The sequence below is a fragment of the Anoxybacillus sp. CHMUD genome, from assembly GCF_013096965.1.
Taxonomy (GTDB): Bacteria; Bacillota; Bacilli; order Bacillales; family Anoxybacillaceae; genus Anoxybacillus; species Anoxybacillus kestanbolensis_A.
On record NZ_SDLG01000025.1, the window covers coordinates 1 to 17964 of the forward strand.

At 41.2% G+C, this 17964-nt stretch carries 13 protein-coding genes and 2 pseudogenes; 5 read left to right on the forward strand and 10 right to left on the reverse strand.

What is annotated here, in order from left to right:
- Positions 1–94 precede the first annotated feature (94 nt).
- From ETB99_RS13050 to dcm, 3 genes are all read right to left on the reverse strand, one after another.
- Positions 95–976, reverse strand: coding sequence for a LacI family DNA-binding transcriptional regulator (locus ETB99_RS13050; protein WP_171700787.1), 882 nt, complete (start codon positions 974–976; stop codon positions 95–97).
- A 418-nt stretch (positions 977–1394) separates the two neighbouring features.
- Positions 1395–2576 carry a type II restriction endonuclease gene (locus tag ETB99_RS13055; protein ID WP_164970095.1) on the reverse strand — a complete coding sequence of 394 codons (1182 nt, stop codon included), beginning with the start codon at positions 2574–2576 and terminating at the stop codon, positions 1395–1397.
- Positions 2563–3552 (reverse strand): DNA (cytosine-5-)-methyltransferase, encoded by a 990-nt coding sequence (dcm, locus tag ETB99_RS13060; protein ID WP_253263640.1) that lies wholly within the window; start codon positions 3550–3552, stop codon positions 2563–2565. Before dcm ends, ETB99_RS13055 begins: the two co-directional genes overlap by 14 nt.
- Before the next feature lie 126 nt (positions 3553–3678).
- On the opposite strand from dcm, the gene ETB99_RS13065 reads away from it, so the two are divergent.
- Positions 3679–3969: a hypothetical protein gene (locus ETB99_RS13065; protein ID WP_091701084.1), complete on the forward strand. Its 291-nt coding sequence runs from the start codon at positions 3679–3681 to the stop codon at positions 3967–3969.
- Between the two features lie 17 nt (positions 3970–3986).
- Positions 3987–4628, forward strand: a pseudogene (locus ETB99_RS13070) (transposase); the annotation flags it as partial.
- Here ETB99_RS13070 and ETB99_RS13075 read toward each other — a convergent pair.
- Together ETB99_RS13075 and ETB99_RS13080 are read right to left on the reverse strand one after the other, a co-directional pair.
- Positions 4565–5665 carry an alanine/ornithine racemase family PLP-dependent enzyme gene (locus ETB99_RS13075; RefSeq protein ID WP_171700788.1) on the reverse strand — a complete coding sequence of 367 codons (1101 nt, stop codon included), beginning with the start codon at positions 5663–5665 and terminating at the stop codon, positions 4565–4567. The pseudogene ETB99_RS13070 and the gene ETB99_RS13075 overlap by 64 nt on opposite strands.
- Positions 5662–6744: an N-acetyltransferase DgcN family protein gene (locus ETB99_RS13080; RefSeq protein ID WP_171700789.1), complete on the reverse strand. Its 1083-nt coding sequence runs from the start codon at positions 6742–6744 to the stop codon at positions 5662–5664. The genes ETB99_RS13075 and ETB99_RS13080 overlap by 4 nt, the downstream gene beginning before the upstream one ends.
- A 314-nt stretch (positions 6745–7058) precedes the next feature.
- On the opposite strand from ETB99_RS13080, the gene ETB99_RS13085 reads away from it, so the two are divergent.
- From ETB99_RS13085 to ETB99_RS13095, 3 genes are all read left to right on the forward strand, one after another.
- Complete coding sequence (locus ETB99_RS13085; protein ID WP_171700790.1) at positions 7059–8114, forward strand: ABC transporter ATP-binding protein; 1056 nt, start codon at positions 7059–7061, stop codon at positions 8112–8114.
- 136 nt (positions 8115–8250) lie between these two features.
- Positions 8251–9324, forward strand: coding sequence for an extracellular solute-binding protein (locus tag ETB99_RS13090; RefSeq protein WP_171700791.1), 1074 nt, complete (start codon positions 8251–8253; stop codon positions 9322–9324).
- A 25-nt stretch (positions 9325–9349) separates the two neighbouring features.
- Entirely contained in the window at positions 9350–11026 is a 1677-nt protein-coding gene (locus ETB99_RS13095) for an ABC transporter permease (protein ID WP_375153721.1), read from the forward strand.
- A gap of 260 nt (positions 11027–11286) precedes the next feature.
- On the opposite strand, the gene ETB99_RS13100 is transcribed toward ETB99_RS13095, so the two are convergent.
- From ETB99_RS13100 to ETB99_RS13120, 5 genes and pseudogenes are all read right to left on the reverse strand, one after another.
- The gene (locus tag ETB99_RS13100) at positions 11287–12150 is read right to left on the reverse strand and encodes an Rpn family recombination-promoting nuclease/putative transposase (RefSeq protein ID WP_171700793.1); all 864 of its coding nucleotides are present in this window, start codon (positions 12148–12150) and stop codon (positions 11287–11289) included.
- A 101-nt stretch (positions 12151–12251) separates the two neighbouring features.
- Positions 12252–13955: a two-component system sensor histidine kinase NtrB gene (locus tag ETB99_RS13105; protein ID WP_077429063.1), complete on the reverse strand. Its 1704-nt coding sequence runs from the start codon at positions 13953–13955 to the stop codon at positions 12252–12254.
- A gap of 127 nt (positions 13956–14082) precedes the next feature.
- Positions 14083–15498: an NAD-dependent malic enzyme gene (locus tag ETB99_RS13110; protein ID WP_171700794.1), complete on the reverse strand. Its 1416-nt coding sequence runs from the start codon at positions 15496–15498 to the stop codon at positions 14083–14085.
- A 32-nt stretch (positions 15499–15530) separates the two neighbouring features.
- A pseudogene (aspA, locus tag ETB99_RS13115) lies at positions 15531–16951 on the reverse strand (aspartate ammonia-lyase).
- Positions 16952–17962 (reverse strand): asparaginase, encoded by a 1011-nt coding sequence (locus ETB99_RS13120; protein ID WP_171700803.1) that lies wholly within the window; start codon positions 17960–17962, stop codon positions 16952–16954.
- Positions 17963–17964 lie beyond the last annotated feature (2 nt).

The window sequence follows — 17964 nt, forward strand, 5'->3', positions numbered from 1 at the left end:
CTCAACTGTAAATACAGCTTGTTGTACCGTCAACATGCGATTCACCTCCTTGTCTATCAATATCCACATCATAGACAGGAAATACAAAAAATATTCAGCTCACTTTATGATGTGGCTGAATAGTTACAACAGATGCGAATGGAACGTCGTCAATACTAATAATCGCTACATCGTTCGGAATCGTGAGTTGATGGTTTTTAGTGAATGTCAATACTTCCATTAACGTTAAATCATTAATCGCAAATATCGCTTCAGGCAGTTTATTTTGATGAAGAAGCCCGTCTAATCGCTCCGAAATATGATTCACTCGTTCAGCGATGATCCATTCTTTTTCGACAGGAAGACGAGCCTCGCATAATGCACGCTGAAATGCTGCGATCCGTTCCATTCGCGGAACGACATGAGGCGCAAACGGCGGTGCGACAAGCCCAATATGTTTATATCCTTGATCAACGAGGTGGCGTACAGCTAACTGCACAGCTCGTTCATTATCTAATAAAACCGCATCTGCGTCGATTCCCTCAACGGTTCGGTCAACAAATACGAGCGGGAGACGCGCTTCAATCATTTTTTTATACAAATCTACGTTTTTTCCTGTTGGGAAAATGATAAAACCATCCACTTGCTTCGCCCATAGCATATCAATATATTTTTTTTCCTTTTCAGGATCGTCATCTGTATTACAAACGATGACATGAAAATCATGTTGTTGACACATATCCTCAATCGCCCGCAACACTTGTGTCGTTAACATATGTAAAATGTTAAAAACGATAACGCCGATCGTCGCTGTTGATTTTTGCTTTAAACTGCGAGCAATGACATTCGGGCGATACTGTAACTGCTCAATCGCCTCTGCAATGCGCTTTTTCGTTTCCTCACTCATATATTCATATCTTTTGTTTAAATATTGCGACACTGTACTTTTTGAAACATTTGCTAGTTTCGCTACATCAGCCATCGTAACTTTTCGCAATGCATTCTTTCTCCTTTACTAAATCGATTTAGTAAGTAAACCGGTTTAGTGGTATTATACACGAAAATGAAAGCGTTTTACAACATTTTTTAACAGTATATTCAAAAAAAATGATGCACAAATAAGAAACGGAGTTCAGCGAAGAGATATGGTTATATTCCTAACATTGTAAAAATAAACACAATATGGCTCTTCACCAAAAGTTGTACTTGATTTTTTTCTGAACATACCCTATTTACGATTGTGAGGAAAAATCAGTAAATCAATGGTTTTTGCACATCTTTGTACAAGAAACCGTATTGCTTGTCAAGTACATTTTGTGGTGATGAACCAAACAAATATCAAAATGGAACAAAATGGTTGTGGGGCAGTTGCCTTACAACCATTTTGTCAACAGTCTGAGACCCGTAAAGGTCTTTTATATCAACGAATATTTTTCTTCTGCATAGTGAATGAATTTTTCAACGGTCCATAATCTATCCTGATATTCTGCTGGATACAATGAGTGATAAGGTTTTGGCACAACTAGAATAACTTTTTCTTCAGCCATTTCATCCAACTGGTTTGGAGATATCCCTTGTTGAAGTGTTAATAAGTGCTTTTCTTTTATCCTGTTTGCTTCATTAAGTATCTGTCTCCATCTGTCCTTACAGGTGGTCTTTACTCCTAAAAAGATCAAATTGTTTTCAGGAAATGACATATCCGCATATGCAGCATTTGAAGGAAACAAGAAATCTGGTTTTTTATTTCCTTCAGATTTGCCGGGATGACTAAATGGGATATTGTATGAAGATAACAAGAAATCAACATGATGTTCTAAAGACTTTCCTGCACGACTTTTTCTTCTATTTATAACACTGTTTGCAATAGTAATTAATGTCTCTAAATCATTCAAAGGTTTTGTTAGATAGTCTTTATAAACATTTCTTTCAATCGATCTAAATACACTATATTCTGTTTTCACCCACTCTAAAATAATATTGTCTGGTGAAAATTGCTTTTTCTTGTATACATGTTGATGTATTCTTCTTGCTATTTCTGCAAGTTGAATAGTTTCAGGGAAATCATGAAATTGAGCAGCAACATCTTCAATTTCTTTTTCCAACTTTGCTGATAAGTCAATATCTTTTACTTTACCTCCATTGTATACTGCATTATTATCCATAAGAGATAAAGAGAATGTATCTATAAATATTTCAATCTCTTCTTCTGTGTCTAAGATATAAACTTTATAATTCTCCATGTCCATTGGAATAAAGATAATTAAGTTTCCTACCTGCTCTGTTTTATCAAAAGGCGAATTACTCCAAAACCTAGTAATTCGATATTCATTTCGTGTTCTTCTTCCATAATAAATCACACGGCTTTCAAAAGGATGATAACCGTCAATATGTACTTTTATAAACTTATCTTTATTTTCCCCTTTTACTCCTTTCTCCTCAAAAAAGATATTCCAAGCCTGTTTTGCAATGTAAAGTCCTACTTGATGTGCTCCTGTCAAATCAACATCATTAGCAGAAATAAACTTACAATAAAAGCGACCAAATTTCTTGGCCGCCTCAATAGCATTAGTCAGTTTTTCAGAATTATTTTGTTGCATACTCGGCCCGACCCTCTTCCAGATTATCTTCAATTGTTTCATCCCGTTCTATGGCTTGTATCATCTTTTCTGCTATCAATTTAACAACGGGAACAGCAACACTGTTGCCAAATTGCTTATATGCAGCAGTGTTACTAACTACAATCTTAAAAGAATCTGGAAATCCTTGCAAGCGCGCACATTCGCGTGGAGTTAATTTTCTCGGATTTTTCCCTTCTTGCGGGATCAGAATTTCTGAACCGTCCTTATAGTATCTGGCAGAAAGAGTACGGGAATATGAATCTAAATTGGCTAACCCATAACCGAAACCATTTCCTTTTTTAGCATGTTTTTCTTTGTATGCTTGTAGGTATTCCCAAAGTTTGTCGCTTAATGTGTATTTATCATCTACATTCTCTTCCAAGATGCTTCTTAGTGGTGGTCCCTGTTCAGGTATTTTCGGAAACTCAAATTTAAGGGGCTTTTTAAAGCCTACAATATATATACGCTCACGATTTTGAGGAACAAGCCCTTTTGCATTTAATATCGCATCGTAAACCGTATAACCTAAGTCGTTTTCCAAGACATTTTTTATTACTTTGTATGTTCTACCTTTATCATGACTTTTAAGGTTTTTTACATTTTCCAATAGGAAAGCCTGTGGCTGTTTTTCCTTTAAAATACGAGCGATATCAAAGAATAAAGTTCCTTGAGTTTCGTCGAGAAATCCATGTGGTCTTCCCAAAGATTTTTTTTTGCTTACACCTGCAATAGAAAATGGCTGACATGGGAAGCCAGCGAGCAAAATATCATGATCGGGAATATCCTTAGCATCAATCTGTCTAATATCACCATGTGGTTTCTCACCAAAGTTAGCCATATAGGTTTCCTGTGCTTTTACATCCCATTCAGATGAGAACACACAAATACCGTACGGTTCGAAGGCAAGCCGCATACCTCCAATTCCTGCAAAAAGATCAATAAAACGATATAGCAAATTTGACACCTCCTTCGAACACTAGTTCTAATTCAATTATAGCAAATTTTGTTGTTTAATGGTCGTTTAAATGATAAAATATCATAGTTGCCTTTTACAATACCCTAAAAGAAAGGGTTGATACAAGTGGCAAACGTCGTAATTTATTACCAAACAAAAAAAACAGAAAAGACGGAAGAAGCAATTGAATTTATAAATAACTTAATACAACAATTAGAAACAAACTATGTTATAAAAGGAGTATTTATAGATAATCTCAACGAGAGAAATGAATTTTATGAATTACTTAATTCCCCATTAAATGAAATCGATATTATCTTTCTTGAAAAACCGTTGGAAGACGAGTTTGATAAAAAATTATTGTTTGAAGTAGCAAAAATGGAAAATATACATATAAAATATTTTGGACAGATATAACCTTCTTTTTGGTTATAAAAGAGGGGTTCTTTCGGAAATCTGAATTTGCATATGACGAACATTTTGACTGTTACCTTTGTCCCAATAACCAAGTGTTATCTTATTCAACAACGAATCGGGAAGGCTATCGGGAATATAAATCCAATCCATCTGTGTGCAAGACGTGTCCTTATCTAGAAAAATGCACAGAAAGCAAAAGCCACACGAAAGTGGTCACACGCCATGTTTGGCAAGATTACGAGCACTTACGATATGTGCCGGAGCATCGAGAATTGTATGAGCGGAGAAAAGGGACAATCGAACGAAATTTTGCAGATTTGAAAGAGAAGCATGGTCTGCGCTGGACGAATTACCGTGGATTGGAAAGAAACCAGATGCAGGCGATGCTTGTTTGTGCTGCGATGAATTTAAAGAAATTAGCAAACTGCCTATGGAGAATGGGCATCTCCCCTCTTTTTCACTTATGTATGTCGTTATTTTCGTCGGTTCATCGAGGAAAACAAATATCAAAATGGAACAAAATGGTTGTGGGGCAGTTGCCTTACAACCATTTTGTCAACAGTCTGAAGTCAGCGCTGAACACGCTGACTTTTTTTTATGCTGATGTTTTCGTCGGGAAACGTCCGTTTTTTTCATCTGTTTGTACATACGTTTTTTGAACATATGGGGACGTCATGAGCGAAATCATCGCACTGTAATCAACCGCAAAGCGAATATGGTCGCCGACTTGAATGTCGGTACGTGTGGCATCAATAATCATATGATCGCTGCTTGAACCGATGATATCAACGGGCGCAAGCGGCGTTAATCCGTTGACGTTTACATCTTGGCGACCGATGCCGACGATGGCGCGTTTCATCATGCCGCGCTCTGGAAACGTCGGTGCTTCGCCAAATGCATTGCGGCTTTGTACACCGTACGGAACAGACGGTTTCGTTTTTACTTCAATGACTTCTGCCACTAAACAAAACGCATCTTGATATAAGTTAGGGATCGCAGCACCTCGAATCGTCTCCCGTCCTAAAAAAATGGCTTCACCTAATCGTAAATGGTTAATGCAACCGACGTCTTTCGTTTGTTTTAACCAATAATAGTTCGCGGAATTGCCACCGGATACGTACGGCAAAAACAACGAATATTGTTTTTGAATATGCTTCGCGAGAGAGGAAAGTTCACGCATTTTTTGATCGGTCGGAATAATGCCGCCAAAGCAGGCAAAGTTCGCCCCAATGCCGACAATTTCAATATTCGGCAACTGCACCGCCTGTTCAATAAACGCCGGCACATCTTCAGGCATAACCCCTTCGCGCAAGTCGCCCATTTCAACCATGACGATAATCGCATGCGTTTTATTTTGCTTTACCGCTTCTGCTGAAATGGCACGCACGACGTCGATTTCCGATTGTGCGCTCACATCGACATGTCGAACGACTTCGCTTACTTCGCTTAACGCAGGCGTGCGAATAAGCATATATGTGGCTGGAATGTGCGCTAATTTTAATTTTGCGATGCGCTCAATTTTTGTGTCTGCCAAACTTGTCACACCACTATCGACAAGGGTGCGGGCAATTTCCACATCTCCATTTACCCCTTTGACGACAGCGGTCATTTGAATTCCTTTTTCTTCGCACCATTTTTTCAACGTTTTAGCATTATGACGAATTTTCCGCAAGTCAATTTCGACTCTCGGCGTCATGATACGGCCACCTCATGTTTTTGTAGAGATGGGAAATAGTCAATGAGACGATCAACGACTTTGTCGGCTCCGTATTTTAATACATCAGTCACAGGCATACGGAATTTTCGTTCGTACTCATCAATTGTTCGTTTTAATTCGTCATCCGTCATGCCTTCATGGTTTAACGTAATCGCAACAACTTTTGTTTTTCCGAAATGTTCAATTAACGCAATTTCACTTTCAACTGTTGGCATTTCAACAAACGGGAAATCACCAAGCACTTTTCGCTTCGGTGGGTGTTGTAAAATAACGGCTTGCGGCCGCGCCCCTTTTAAAATGCCAGCCGAGCTGACGTACGCTGGATGGCTAAGCGCCCCTTGTCCTTCGACGATAATAATGTCCGGTCGTTCTGTTTCATATGCGCGCACAACTTCTCGTTCAAGTTCGCCGATCATATATTGAAGCGGAAACGCATCCATCGCAAAGCCGTATGAAGCGCCTTGAATTAAGCCTGTTTGCCCTGTGGCAACGAATGCCGTTTTGTAGCCGCGCTTTTGCATTTCTTTTGCGACGATCATCGCTGTCGTCCGCTTTCCGCACGCGCCGTCTGTCCCAAGCACCGCCACAATCGGCGCTTTCACTTGCAAAATGCGTCCGGTAAACAACGTCCATTCTTTTTTCGGACGCGGCTTGCGAACGTCGCGAATCGTGACCCCGTAGCGCTTCGCTAGCGCCATCATTCCTTCATCTTCTGTTAAAAACTCTTGAAGGGGATTCACGATGTGCATCCCTGCTTCCATTGCTTCGATGATCACTTGACGTTCTTCTTTTTTGAGAAAAGCGTTCGCTGGAGCAATTCCTAAGATGAAGTAGTTCGGTTTTTCTTTTGCGGAGGCCATTGCATCTTGAAGGTTTTTACAAATCGGAATGCCATTTTTCTTTTGATCAAGTACTTCTCCAGCATCTTGACCAGCTTTTGTCGAATCAATGACCGCAACAATGTCATACAGCCCCGAATCACGCACAAGCCCATTCGCTGTTTTTCCATCCATGGAACCGAATTGATGTTCACAATACACAATGGCGTATTTCTTCATCAGAAATCCCTCCATTTCGTTGTGAAATCAATATCTCCATGAAAAAAACATCTTACTTTACCATAATCGGAAAGAAAGATGTCCTCTACCTTATATTATAACAAATTTTAAAGAAAAAGTAAAATAATATATACAAAAAAATCCAGATCCTAACGTGCTATTGTTTTTTCCTATAAAAATCTTGACTCAAACTAAGCAGGACAAATAATTGACCAAAAAGAAAAATGTGTGCTACAATTTTGCTTAGTAAAAATGAAAAGCGTTCTCAATAAAATGTTTTCCACTTGGGAATCGGCACATGTTGGAGGGGTACGATGAGCTTCATACAGCTACAACAAGTCACAAAAATATATCACCGTTCATTAAAGCCAGCTGTCGATAATATGAATCTTGAAATTGAAAAAGGAGAAATTGTTACGCTACTCGGACCGAGCGGCTGTGGCAAAACGACAACTTTGCGCATGATTGCTGGGTTTGAACAACCGACATCCGGAATGATCCGCATCGGCGACCAAATCGTTTACGATCACCACTTTTCGCTGCCACCAGAAAAGCGCGGCGTCGGCATGGTGTTTCAAGATTATGCTCTTTTCCCTCACTTAACGATTGAAAAAAATATTATGTTCGGATTGAATAAATGGCCGGCAAAAGAGCGGAAAGAACGGGCGCAGGAAGTATTGGAGCTTGTCGGCTTAGGCAATTTCGCCAATCGTTATCCTCATGAACTTTCAGGCGGTCAACAACAGCGGGTAGCTCTCGCCAGAGCTTTAGCTCCGTTTCCGAACGTCGTGCTTATGGATGAGCCTTTTAGCAGCCTCGACGCCGGTTTGCGCGAGAAAATGCGCCATGAAATAACAGCCATTTTGCGCCAAACGAATACGACAGCGATTCTCGTCACTCACGATCAAAAAGATGCTTTCGCTGTGTCTGATCGAATTGTTGTTATGAATGAGGGAATTATTCAACAAGTCGCCACTCCAAAAGAAATGTACCGTTGTCCGAAAAACTGCTTTGTCGCCCAATTTGTCGGGAAAACAAATTTGTTAGATGGAACAATTTGCCCCGACTTAAAACACGTCAATACGCATATTGGTCGAGTTTGTCTACCAAGACAGCTGGAAAGACGTATGGAGAATGTGAAAGTGTCTATTCGTCCTGAAGGCTGTAGACTTTCGAGAGACGGAAAATATTGTGGCATCGTCGAGCGCATCACGTACAGTGGCGAGTATCAAGAATTATTTGTTCGCCTTTCAACTCAAACAAATGATGAAGATCCACTCATTATTTACGCACCGATCGATCAAGACGTTGAAATTGGGTCGGTTGTATCGTTCGACATTACCCCTGAACTCGTCGCACTAGTCGATTAACAGTCTCCTTCGCCTCTTACCAAAATGGCTGGAGGCTTTTTTTGGAATCTATTGACAATGATTCTCACTTTCTGTATACTTCATATTGTGTTGATAATGATTATCATATTAATCAAGTTAAAGGGGGACATACATAATGAAAAAGCCATTTAAACTGATGCTATCTGTCATCACTTCACTCTTGCTCGTGTTCTTAGCCGCATGCGGCAGTTCAAATGAGCAAACTTCACAACCGGAACAAGATACAGAAAATGAACAAAAACTTACTGGAAAACTCGTTGTCTACTCATCTCGTAATGAAAACTTTGTTGATCCGTTGCTTAATAAGTTTAAAGAAGAAACAGGTGTAGAAGTATTAGCTTTACATGGAGTAGAGCCATTGCAGTTAATCGAAGAAGCTGGAAATGTCCAAGCAGATATTTTTATTTCAAACGACGTTGGTGCTCTCGAATATTTACGCATGAAAGGCATATTGGAAGGATTTGATGCAAAAGGAGCTGAAACGATTGACGCACAGTTCCGCGCCGAAGACAATGCGTGGATTGCTTTATCTGTTCGAGCACGCGGATTTATTTACAATAAAGATTTAATTTCTGAAGAAGAAATGCCGAAAACAATGGAAGAGCTAATGGATCTGAAATGGGCTGGACAGTTTGCGATCACTCGTGGTGGAAACGGCAGCATGATCGCAAACGTATCTGCTCTTCGTCATGAGTGGGGCGATGAAAAGACGTCTCAATGGGTTACAGCAATTAAGAAAAATGCAGGGGCCATTATGCAAGGTCACGGAGATATCCGTCGTGCCGTTGGAGCTGGAGAATTTAAATTCGGTCTTGTAAACAACTACTACTACCATCAACAATTAGAAGAGCCAACAGACAATAACGTTGGATTTATCTATCCAGATCAAGGCGAAGGTGAAATGGGTGTCATTTTAAACGCTGCTGGTGTTGGGCTTGTTAAGGGCGGCCCGAACTCCGCAAACGCAAAAGCGTTCATTGAGTGGCTCTTAAAAGAAGAAAATCAATTAGCATTTGTTGGTGAGTCTCTTGAGTTGCCAATTAATCCAAAATTGGATCCACCATATAAACATGCTACTAAAATTAGCGACTTAAAAGTTCAAAGCATGCCATTGAAAGAACTTGGTCAATACTTTGAAGATACAAAAGCATTAATTGAGAAGGCGGGTCTTGATCTCGAACTGAAATAACGGTAGAGCGTGAGGAGAAGACATGATGAACAATAAAAATAATCACGTACCACAGCAACAAGATGTCCAGGTTAGGGAACGTATGTCCCTAACCTTCCGCCGTTTATCGCAAAAAAAATGGATGGATATTTGGCACGGAAATCCCCCGGGGATTATTCTTTTCGTATTCGGTCTCATCGTCGCCTTAATTATGTCGATTCCGATCGTCTATGTCATTTGGCGATCGCTATTTGCAGGGGCAGATCGATGGGCTCGTCTACTCGATGAACGAATTCCGCAATTATTATGGAACACGTTATCATTAACGGTCGCTGTCACAGCCTGTGCGCTTGCGATTGGTGTTTCGCTCGCATGGATTGTCGTTCGGACAGACTTACCCGGAAGAAAAGTATGGCAATGGCTATTGGCGTTACCTTTAGTCATTCCTCCGTATGTGGGAGCAGTCACATACATTATCGTTTTTGGACCGACGGGATGGGCGCGTGACGTGTGGCGAGATACACCTTGGCTCGTTCAGACATTTGGGGAGTACCCTTTAAATATATATTCGTTTTGGGGCGTCTTTTTCGTGTTAACGATGTTTACGTACCCATACGTCTTTTTAATTGCTAGCGCATCGCTTCGCAAAATGAATCGAAACTTTGAAGAAATCGCTCGCTCACAAGGGTTAAGTACATGGCAAATTTTTTGGAAAGTCAACTTTCCTTTCCTTCGCCCTGCTATCGGCGCGGGTGCTATTTTGATTTCTTTGTACGTGTTATCAGATTTTGGTGCGATCGCCATGTTACGCTATGTTACTTTTACAGCCGCTATTTATTTTCAGAGAGCTAGCTTTGACACTGCTTCGGCATCTATTTTAAGTTTAGTGCTTATCGTGTTAACCGTTCTTATTTTGTGGGTGGAATCGTGGACGAGAAGGAAAAATAAGTATTATCAAACGTCTAACTCTTTTAAAGAGCCAGACATATTGTCATTAGGCAAATGGAAGCCAGTAGCTATTTTTTTCGTTTTTGTCATCTTCTCTTTAGCAATCGTCTTACCTATTGTAGTTTTAACTTATTGGTCGATCATTGGTATTCAGATGGGCGCTTTAAACGAACGCTTTTTCATTTTTGCTTTCAATAGTTTAAAGGTATCTGGATTTGCTTCCCTTCTTTGTATGGTGCTTGCATTGCCGGTCATTTATTTAAAATCGCGCTATCCTTCCGTCATATCTAGCGCCATTGATAAATTGAGCTATGCAGGTTATGCATTGCCAGGGGTCATTGTCGCTCTCGGGTTCATCTTTATTTTTAACAATCATATTCCGATGCTATATAACACGTTCTATATGTTAGCTCTTGCTTTCGTCGTTCGTTTTCTCCCTCAAGCGATGCAAGCAGGAGAAGCTTCATTGAGCCTTGTTTCGCCTAGAATGGATGAAGCAGCTCGAAGTCTCGGCTATCCGCCATGGAAAGTCATGTTTACAGTTATTCTTCCTAACATATTGCCGGGAATCCTTGCTGGTGGTGCGCTCGTTTTCGTCAGTTCAATCAAAGAACTACCAGCAACCCTTATGCTTCGCCCACCAGGTTTTGATACGTTAGCGGTAAGAATTTGGGTAGACGCATCTGAAGCACTTTATCATCTCGCTGCCCCTGCAGCATTGCTCATTATTTTCATCTCTATCATTCCTCTCCGCTACATGTTGAGGAAATACTAATATAGTGCCTATAGTAAAAAGTCAGCGCTTCACACGCTGACTTTTTCGCTCTGATAGATACGATACAAACCAAAAAAGTGTTGATATATCAACACATGGAAAAGCTATACGACGTCATTATAAATCCAACCGAAAATTCGGTCAATAGTCTTTGTCGCTTGATACATCTGAAAAAGTAACAAAAATTAAATTGTCATCGATCCCCCGGTTTTTTGCAAGATTGGAGATCGACGACAGTTGTGAAACAATAAATAAACTAATTATTCCTTTTCTAACAACTCCCTCACTTCTTCTTCCGCAAGGTCTGTGATGTTTGCAATATCTTCTACACTCATCCCTTTTTTCGCCATCGTTTGTACAAGGTGCTTCATCCCTTGTTTGATTCCCTCTTCTCTTCCTTTTTCCAACGCCTTTTGTTCATACGAAATAATGAGTTCTAACACTTGTTCTTTTTCTTTCGTCTCCATTTCATTCACCTCGCTTCGCAGTCTTCGTTCTTCTTCGTCTGATAGTTTCACATATGTTTCAAAAAAGCCAAACAATAACCGTTGTTTCGCTTCGTCTAGTTCCATTCGGACAAGCATGCGTAAAAATTGTTTTTTCAGTTCTACCCGTTCACTTTCAGTATAACCCATCTTGCTTAACAATGCAGCGGCGATCGGGTTGTCCTGTCGGATGTAGTTGCGCCAGTTTTGTTTACGAAGTTCCACAGTGAAAAAATGAAAGTCGAGGACTTTGCCAAAAGGAAATTGAATGGTAAATGTAGATCGTTCGTCGCGGATCGGATCGTAGCTAAATACAGCAATCGGTACAATATGTTTACGGTATTTTTCAAACAAGCGGCTAAAGTAAATAAACATGCGTTCAGGAAACGATGGTTGGACGTAGCTTTGGTTTTCGATATGGACAATAATGAGGCTATCCTTTCCTTTTAATTTCGTTTCAACCAACAAATCAACGCGGTATTTCTCCCCTGCCGTTACATCGGTAAACAGCTCTTCCGATAAAAACGATACGTGGCGAAAGTCGATATGCTCATGCATCGTTGGGAAAAAGAGAACGATAAACTCCTCAAAAAACGTTTGGATCAATTCTTTAAACAAACGGTCGTGGTCAATCGGCATACATTCACCTCACATACAATAGTTTCGATGGTTTTATTCGACAATATCATCTCTTTTCCTGCATGTCATAATAAAAAGCCAACTCCTAGCGAGCTGGCTTTTTATCGCCTAATCGGCAAGCTGATAACAAACGTCGTTCCTTTCTCCGAACTGTCGTGAAGCGCAATCGTTCCGCCATGGTTTTCAATAATTCGTTTCACGATCGTCAGCCCTAAGCCTGTCCCCGATGACTTTGTCGTGATGAATGGTTCGAAAATAGTCTCCTGCATATCTTTCGGAATTCCGCTTCCAGAGTCGTATACGTACATGTTGTATGTTTCACCTACATCAGAATATAGGCAAATTGTGCCATCTTCCCCGACGGCTTCGATGCTGTTATAGAGTAAATTATACAACACTTGCATCATTTGTTTCGGATCGATCGATAACGGCACTCGGTCAAGCCGAACGTGCACGCGTATGCTTTTTGCTTCTAACGTTTGTTGTAACAATGAAAGAACATCTTGAACGATCGTTTCCATATACGTCTCTTTCAACATCGGGGCGCTCGGCTTCGCAATAAGAAGCATATCTTCGACAATTGCATTGATGCGATCAATTTCTTGTAATAAAAGCGGAATATGATACTGTTCGCGCTCGTTTTCCGCTAAATTTCCATTCATAAACGCTAAAAAACCGTGAATCACCGCAAGCGGATTGCGAATTTCATGCGCTGCTTTCGCTGCCATTTCCCCCATTAACGCAAGCTTTTCTGACTGATGCATACGTTTTGTTAGTTCTTCAATTTCGGTGATGTCTAAAAAGAAAATAGTACGTCCCACCTTCTCACCATATAAATTAAGCAAATTCGATTGAGACGTTAAAAATATTTTTTTCTCCCCATCCTTTTTATACGGTACCTTTACTTGTTGAAATGGAACACGGTGAATGAAAAGATCCCAAAATAGAGCGTTTTTTTCACTTTCTCTTTCCCGCTCAATCATTTGTTTCATTTCTTTTTTATCTAAGTCGAGCAATGTAGCAGCGGAATCGTTAATAAAGTTGATCGATGTCGCTCCATCCATTGTGACAATTCCGATAGGCAACGAGTTTAATAACTGTTCAATGTACACTTTGTCATTCACCACTTTTTCGTATAACTGTCCATACTGTCTAAACGTTAAAGATAACAACAAACTAACACTTGTAAATAACAAAATTCCAAAATATTCATTCAACAAAAGGAGACTTACTAAAATCAATGACGCTAATAGCGTAACACCATAAGTAAAAAGCCATTCCGTTACTATACTAATCAACATATTTCTAAAGCTAAAAGAAGGGGAAAACGAAAAAAACCCTATCATCAACAATATGTTGATAAAAGAATAAACAATTAAAGAAAATAAGTACGCATCAAGAAAGTAAATTGAAAAAGAACCACTTTCTCCCCCTAGCATCAAAAAAGAATAATAAGCTCCAACAATCATGCATGTATACATCGCAAAATTACATACATGTTTCCACCAGGCCATCTTCTTTTCATGAAAGAAGTACGTTGGAATCATACTAAATAACAACACTAGTAAAGACGTTTCTAATCCATATACGAAGATGGTAGCTAAATAAATTGTTGAGTCTAATGAAAAGGCATTCCCCTTTGGAGGGAGATGTATAATATAAATATTTAACAAAGTTGTCGAGAAAGAAAGTAAAAGCAACAATAGCCATTGTTGTTCTACATATTCAAACGGACGTATATACAAAAATAAGGCACACCCCATAATCGAGATGAGCGCTACATACCATGTGTATAATCGCTTCATAAAATATATTCACCTATCATATCGGTTTCTTTCACTCTCTCATTCTATTCTAAACACCATCAAGAAGCAACGGAAGCTTATGCCTTAAACTTGAAACAAAAAAACATGGCGCAATCACGCCATGTTTTTATCGAAACATCATATCGTCTTTGCGGGCGACGCCGGTTTTGTATGCGGCTTTCATAACGGCTTCGCGCACGCGTTCTGCGACTTTGTTGTTAAAGACGCTTGGGATAATGTACGTTTCGCTTAATTCTTCTTCGGTGACGACAGAAGCGATCGCTTCGGCTGCAGCGAGCTTCATTTCTTCGTTAATTTCAATGGCGCGGCAATCTAGCGCCCCGCGGAAAATGCCTGGGAAGCAAAGGACGTTGTTGATTTGATTCGGATAATCTGAACGTCCAGTTGCCATGACGCGAACGTACGGTTCCGCCACTTCTGGATCAATTTCTGGCACAGGGTTTGCCATCGCAAACACGATTGGGTCTTTCGCCATTTTTTTCACATCTTCTACCGTTAAAATGCCTGGTGCGGATACACCAATAAATACGTCCGCCCCGGCGATAACGTCTGAAAGCGTTCCGCTTATATTTTCCGGATTCGTCATGTTTGCATATTCGTTCCAATACGGATTGTCATATTGTACGCCACGATGAATCGCCCCTTGACGATCTACGCCGATAATGTTTTTCACACCCGCTGCTAACAATATTTTTGTGCAGGCGATGCCTGCCGCGCCGATGCCTGTTAAAACAACTTTAATATTTTCAATCTTTTTATCTACAATTTTTAACGCATTAAGTAACCCTGCAAGCAAGACGACAGCTGTACCGTGTTGGTCATCATGAAATACAGGAATATCCAACTCTTGTTTTAACCGCTCTTCAATTTCAAAACAACGTGGGGCAGCGATATCTTCTAAATTAATACCACCAAACGCCGGGGCGATCGCTTTGACGATTTGCACAATTTCATCTGTATCTTTCGTATCTAAACAAATCGGGAACGCATCAACGCCGGCGAGCTGTTTAAACAACATCGCTTTTCCTTCCATGACCGGCATCGCCGCATACGGCCCAATGTCGCCAAGTCCTAATACGGCCGTGCCGTCTGAAATGACCGCAACGGTATTTCGTTTAATCGTTAATGAATACGCTTTTGTTGGATCTTCAGCAATCGCCGTACATATGCGCGCCACCCCCGGCGTATATACGCGCGCCAAATCGTCGCGCGTTTTAATCGGAATTTTCGATTTCACTTCTATTTTTCCACCGATATGCATTAAAAACGTCCGATCTGAAACGTGAATAACTTTCACACCTGTCGTTTTTCGCAACGTATCGACGACAACGTCCGCGTGCTTCGAGTCAAGAACGCTCACCGTAATATCACGCACTGTATGCGTTTTGCTTGAAGAAATGACGTCAATGCCGACAATATCTCCACCAGCTTGTCCAATTGCGGTGGCAATGTCGCTAAAAGAGACGACGTTTTTCGCAAATTGTAATCGGATCGTAATGTGCATGTTTGCTCCGCTTGACATGTTGTACCCTTCCTTTTCTCTATCGCTTCATGTTATTTTCCTGCAATGCCCGGACTTGTCATGGCATACGGGTCTAAAATATCATGTAATTGCTTTTCATTCAACAAATCGTACTCCAAACATAGCTCGCGCACCGATTTTCCTGTGCGAAGCGCTTCTTTTGCGATGCGCGATGCCGCTTCGTAACCGATGTACGGATTGACAGCTGTAATGACGCCGATGCTATTTTCGACGTGTTGCTTCATTCGCTCTTCGTTCGCTTCAATGCCAGCTAAACAGTAGTCTGTAAACACGCGGAATACGTTGTCCATCATATGGAGCGACTGAAGTAAGTTAAAAACGAGCACAGGCTCCATGACGTTTAATTCTAACTGACCAGCTTCTGACGCTAAACAAATTGTATGATCGTTTCCGATCACTTGAAACGCCACTTGGTTGACGACTTCCGCCATAACCGGATTCACTTTCCCCGGCATAATCGACGATCCCGGCTGACGGGCAGGCAACGTAATTTCTCCAAGCCCTGCCCGCGGACCAGACGCCATGAGACGAAGATCGTTTGCGATTTTTGACATATTAATCATACATATTTTTAAAGCGGCTGACACTTCCGTATAAGCATCTGTATTTTGCGTCGCATCGACGAGATGTGCTGCACGCACGAGCGGCAAGTCGGTCAAACGAACGAGATGAAAAATGACGCGCTCAATATAGGCGGGATCGGCATTTAATCCCGTTCCGACAGCCGTTGCACCGATATTCACTTCGTACAAATGTTGGCGCGAATGGGCAATGCGCTCCATATCGCGCTTTACGACGCGACGATACGCTTCAAATTCTTGTCAAATTCTTGTCCGAGCCGAATCGGAACGGCATCTTGTAAATGCGTCCGCCCCATTTTAATGACATGGTCAAACTGTTTCGCTTTATCGGCGAACACATCGTGCATATGTTCCATCGTCTGAAGCAATTGGTTCATCATCTTCAGCACCGCAATATGAATGGCAGTCGGAAACACATCGTTTGTTGATTGCGACATATTGACGTGCGTATTTGGGCTAATGATATGATAATTTCCTTTTCGCTCCCCTAACCATTCAAGTGCGCGATTCGCGATCACTTCGTTTGTGTTCATATTAATCGACGTTCCTGCGCCACCTTGAATCGGATCGACGATAAATTGATCGTGCCATTGTCCTGCGATCACTTCCTCGGCTGCTTTCACGATCGCTTCACCGATGCGCCGCGGAAGTTGACCTGTTTCCATATTCGCGAGCGCCGCCGCTTTTTTCACGATCGCCATCGCTTGAATGAGTTCGCGATGGAGACGATAACCGGTAATCGGGAAGTTTTCTGCGGCACGCATCGTTTGAATACCATAATAAGCATCGTACGGAATTTCTTTTTCGCCAAGCAAATCTCGTTCAAGTCGTACTGCTTTCGTTTGCAACATCTATGCATCCCAACTTTCTTCATGTTTTTCTGTCATATCATTGGCAATCGGTGTTTCCATTATCTTTTTTACGTCAAGCACATTCGTCGTTTTTCCTAACGCCCACATGAGCTTCGGCACGATCGCTTCCGTATTCATATCCCCTGATAAAATAACTGTGTTTTGCGCTACTTTTCGCCCAACTTCATATAATGTTAAATCTTCTCCTTCTTCTAAACATTGCGTCGTAATGACAACGGCCATGCCATCATCAATTAGCTCCTTTATTTTCGGCAACAAATTACGCCCTTGAAACGGCACACCGCCGCTTCCAAAACTTTCGATAATGACGCCGCGATATAAGTGGCGAATGTAATCGAATATTTCCGGCTTCGTGCCCGGATGAAGCTTCAGTAAAAACACGTCCGGGCAAAGCGACGTATCAAATTGCAACTCGCCGCTCGGCTTTGGCAGTTCGTATTGATAATTGATGCGATCGTGATGAATGTAAGCGACGTACGGATGGTTAATGCTTTCAAATGCGTCATAACTTTTCGTCCGCATTTTGACTGCTCTCGTTCCTAAAATGACGCGCCCATCGAAAACGACAAACACCCCTCCGACGTCTTCACACGCAAAACGGAGCGCATCGCGTATATTTTTTTTCGCATCCGTTTTCGGAAAACCGATCGGCACTTGTGAGCCAGTTAACACAATCGGTTTTTGGCTGTTTTGAAGCATATATGACAACGCGGCCGCCGTATACGCCATCGTATCTGTCCCATGTGTGACGACGAAACCATCGTATTGGTCGTAATGTGTATAAATCGCCTCCGCAATGTCTCGCCAATGTTCTGGCTGCATATTCGTGCTATCGATGTTCATTAAAATTTGACTATGTAACCGATACGGCTGATTTTCGATCGTAATGTAGCTTGTTAATTCTTTTGCGGTTAGTTTCGGTGTCAATCCTTCTTCGCTCGGCACCGAAGCAATTGTGCCGCCTGTCGCAAGCAACAAAATTTTTTTCATCA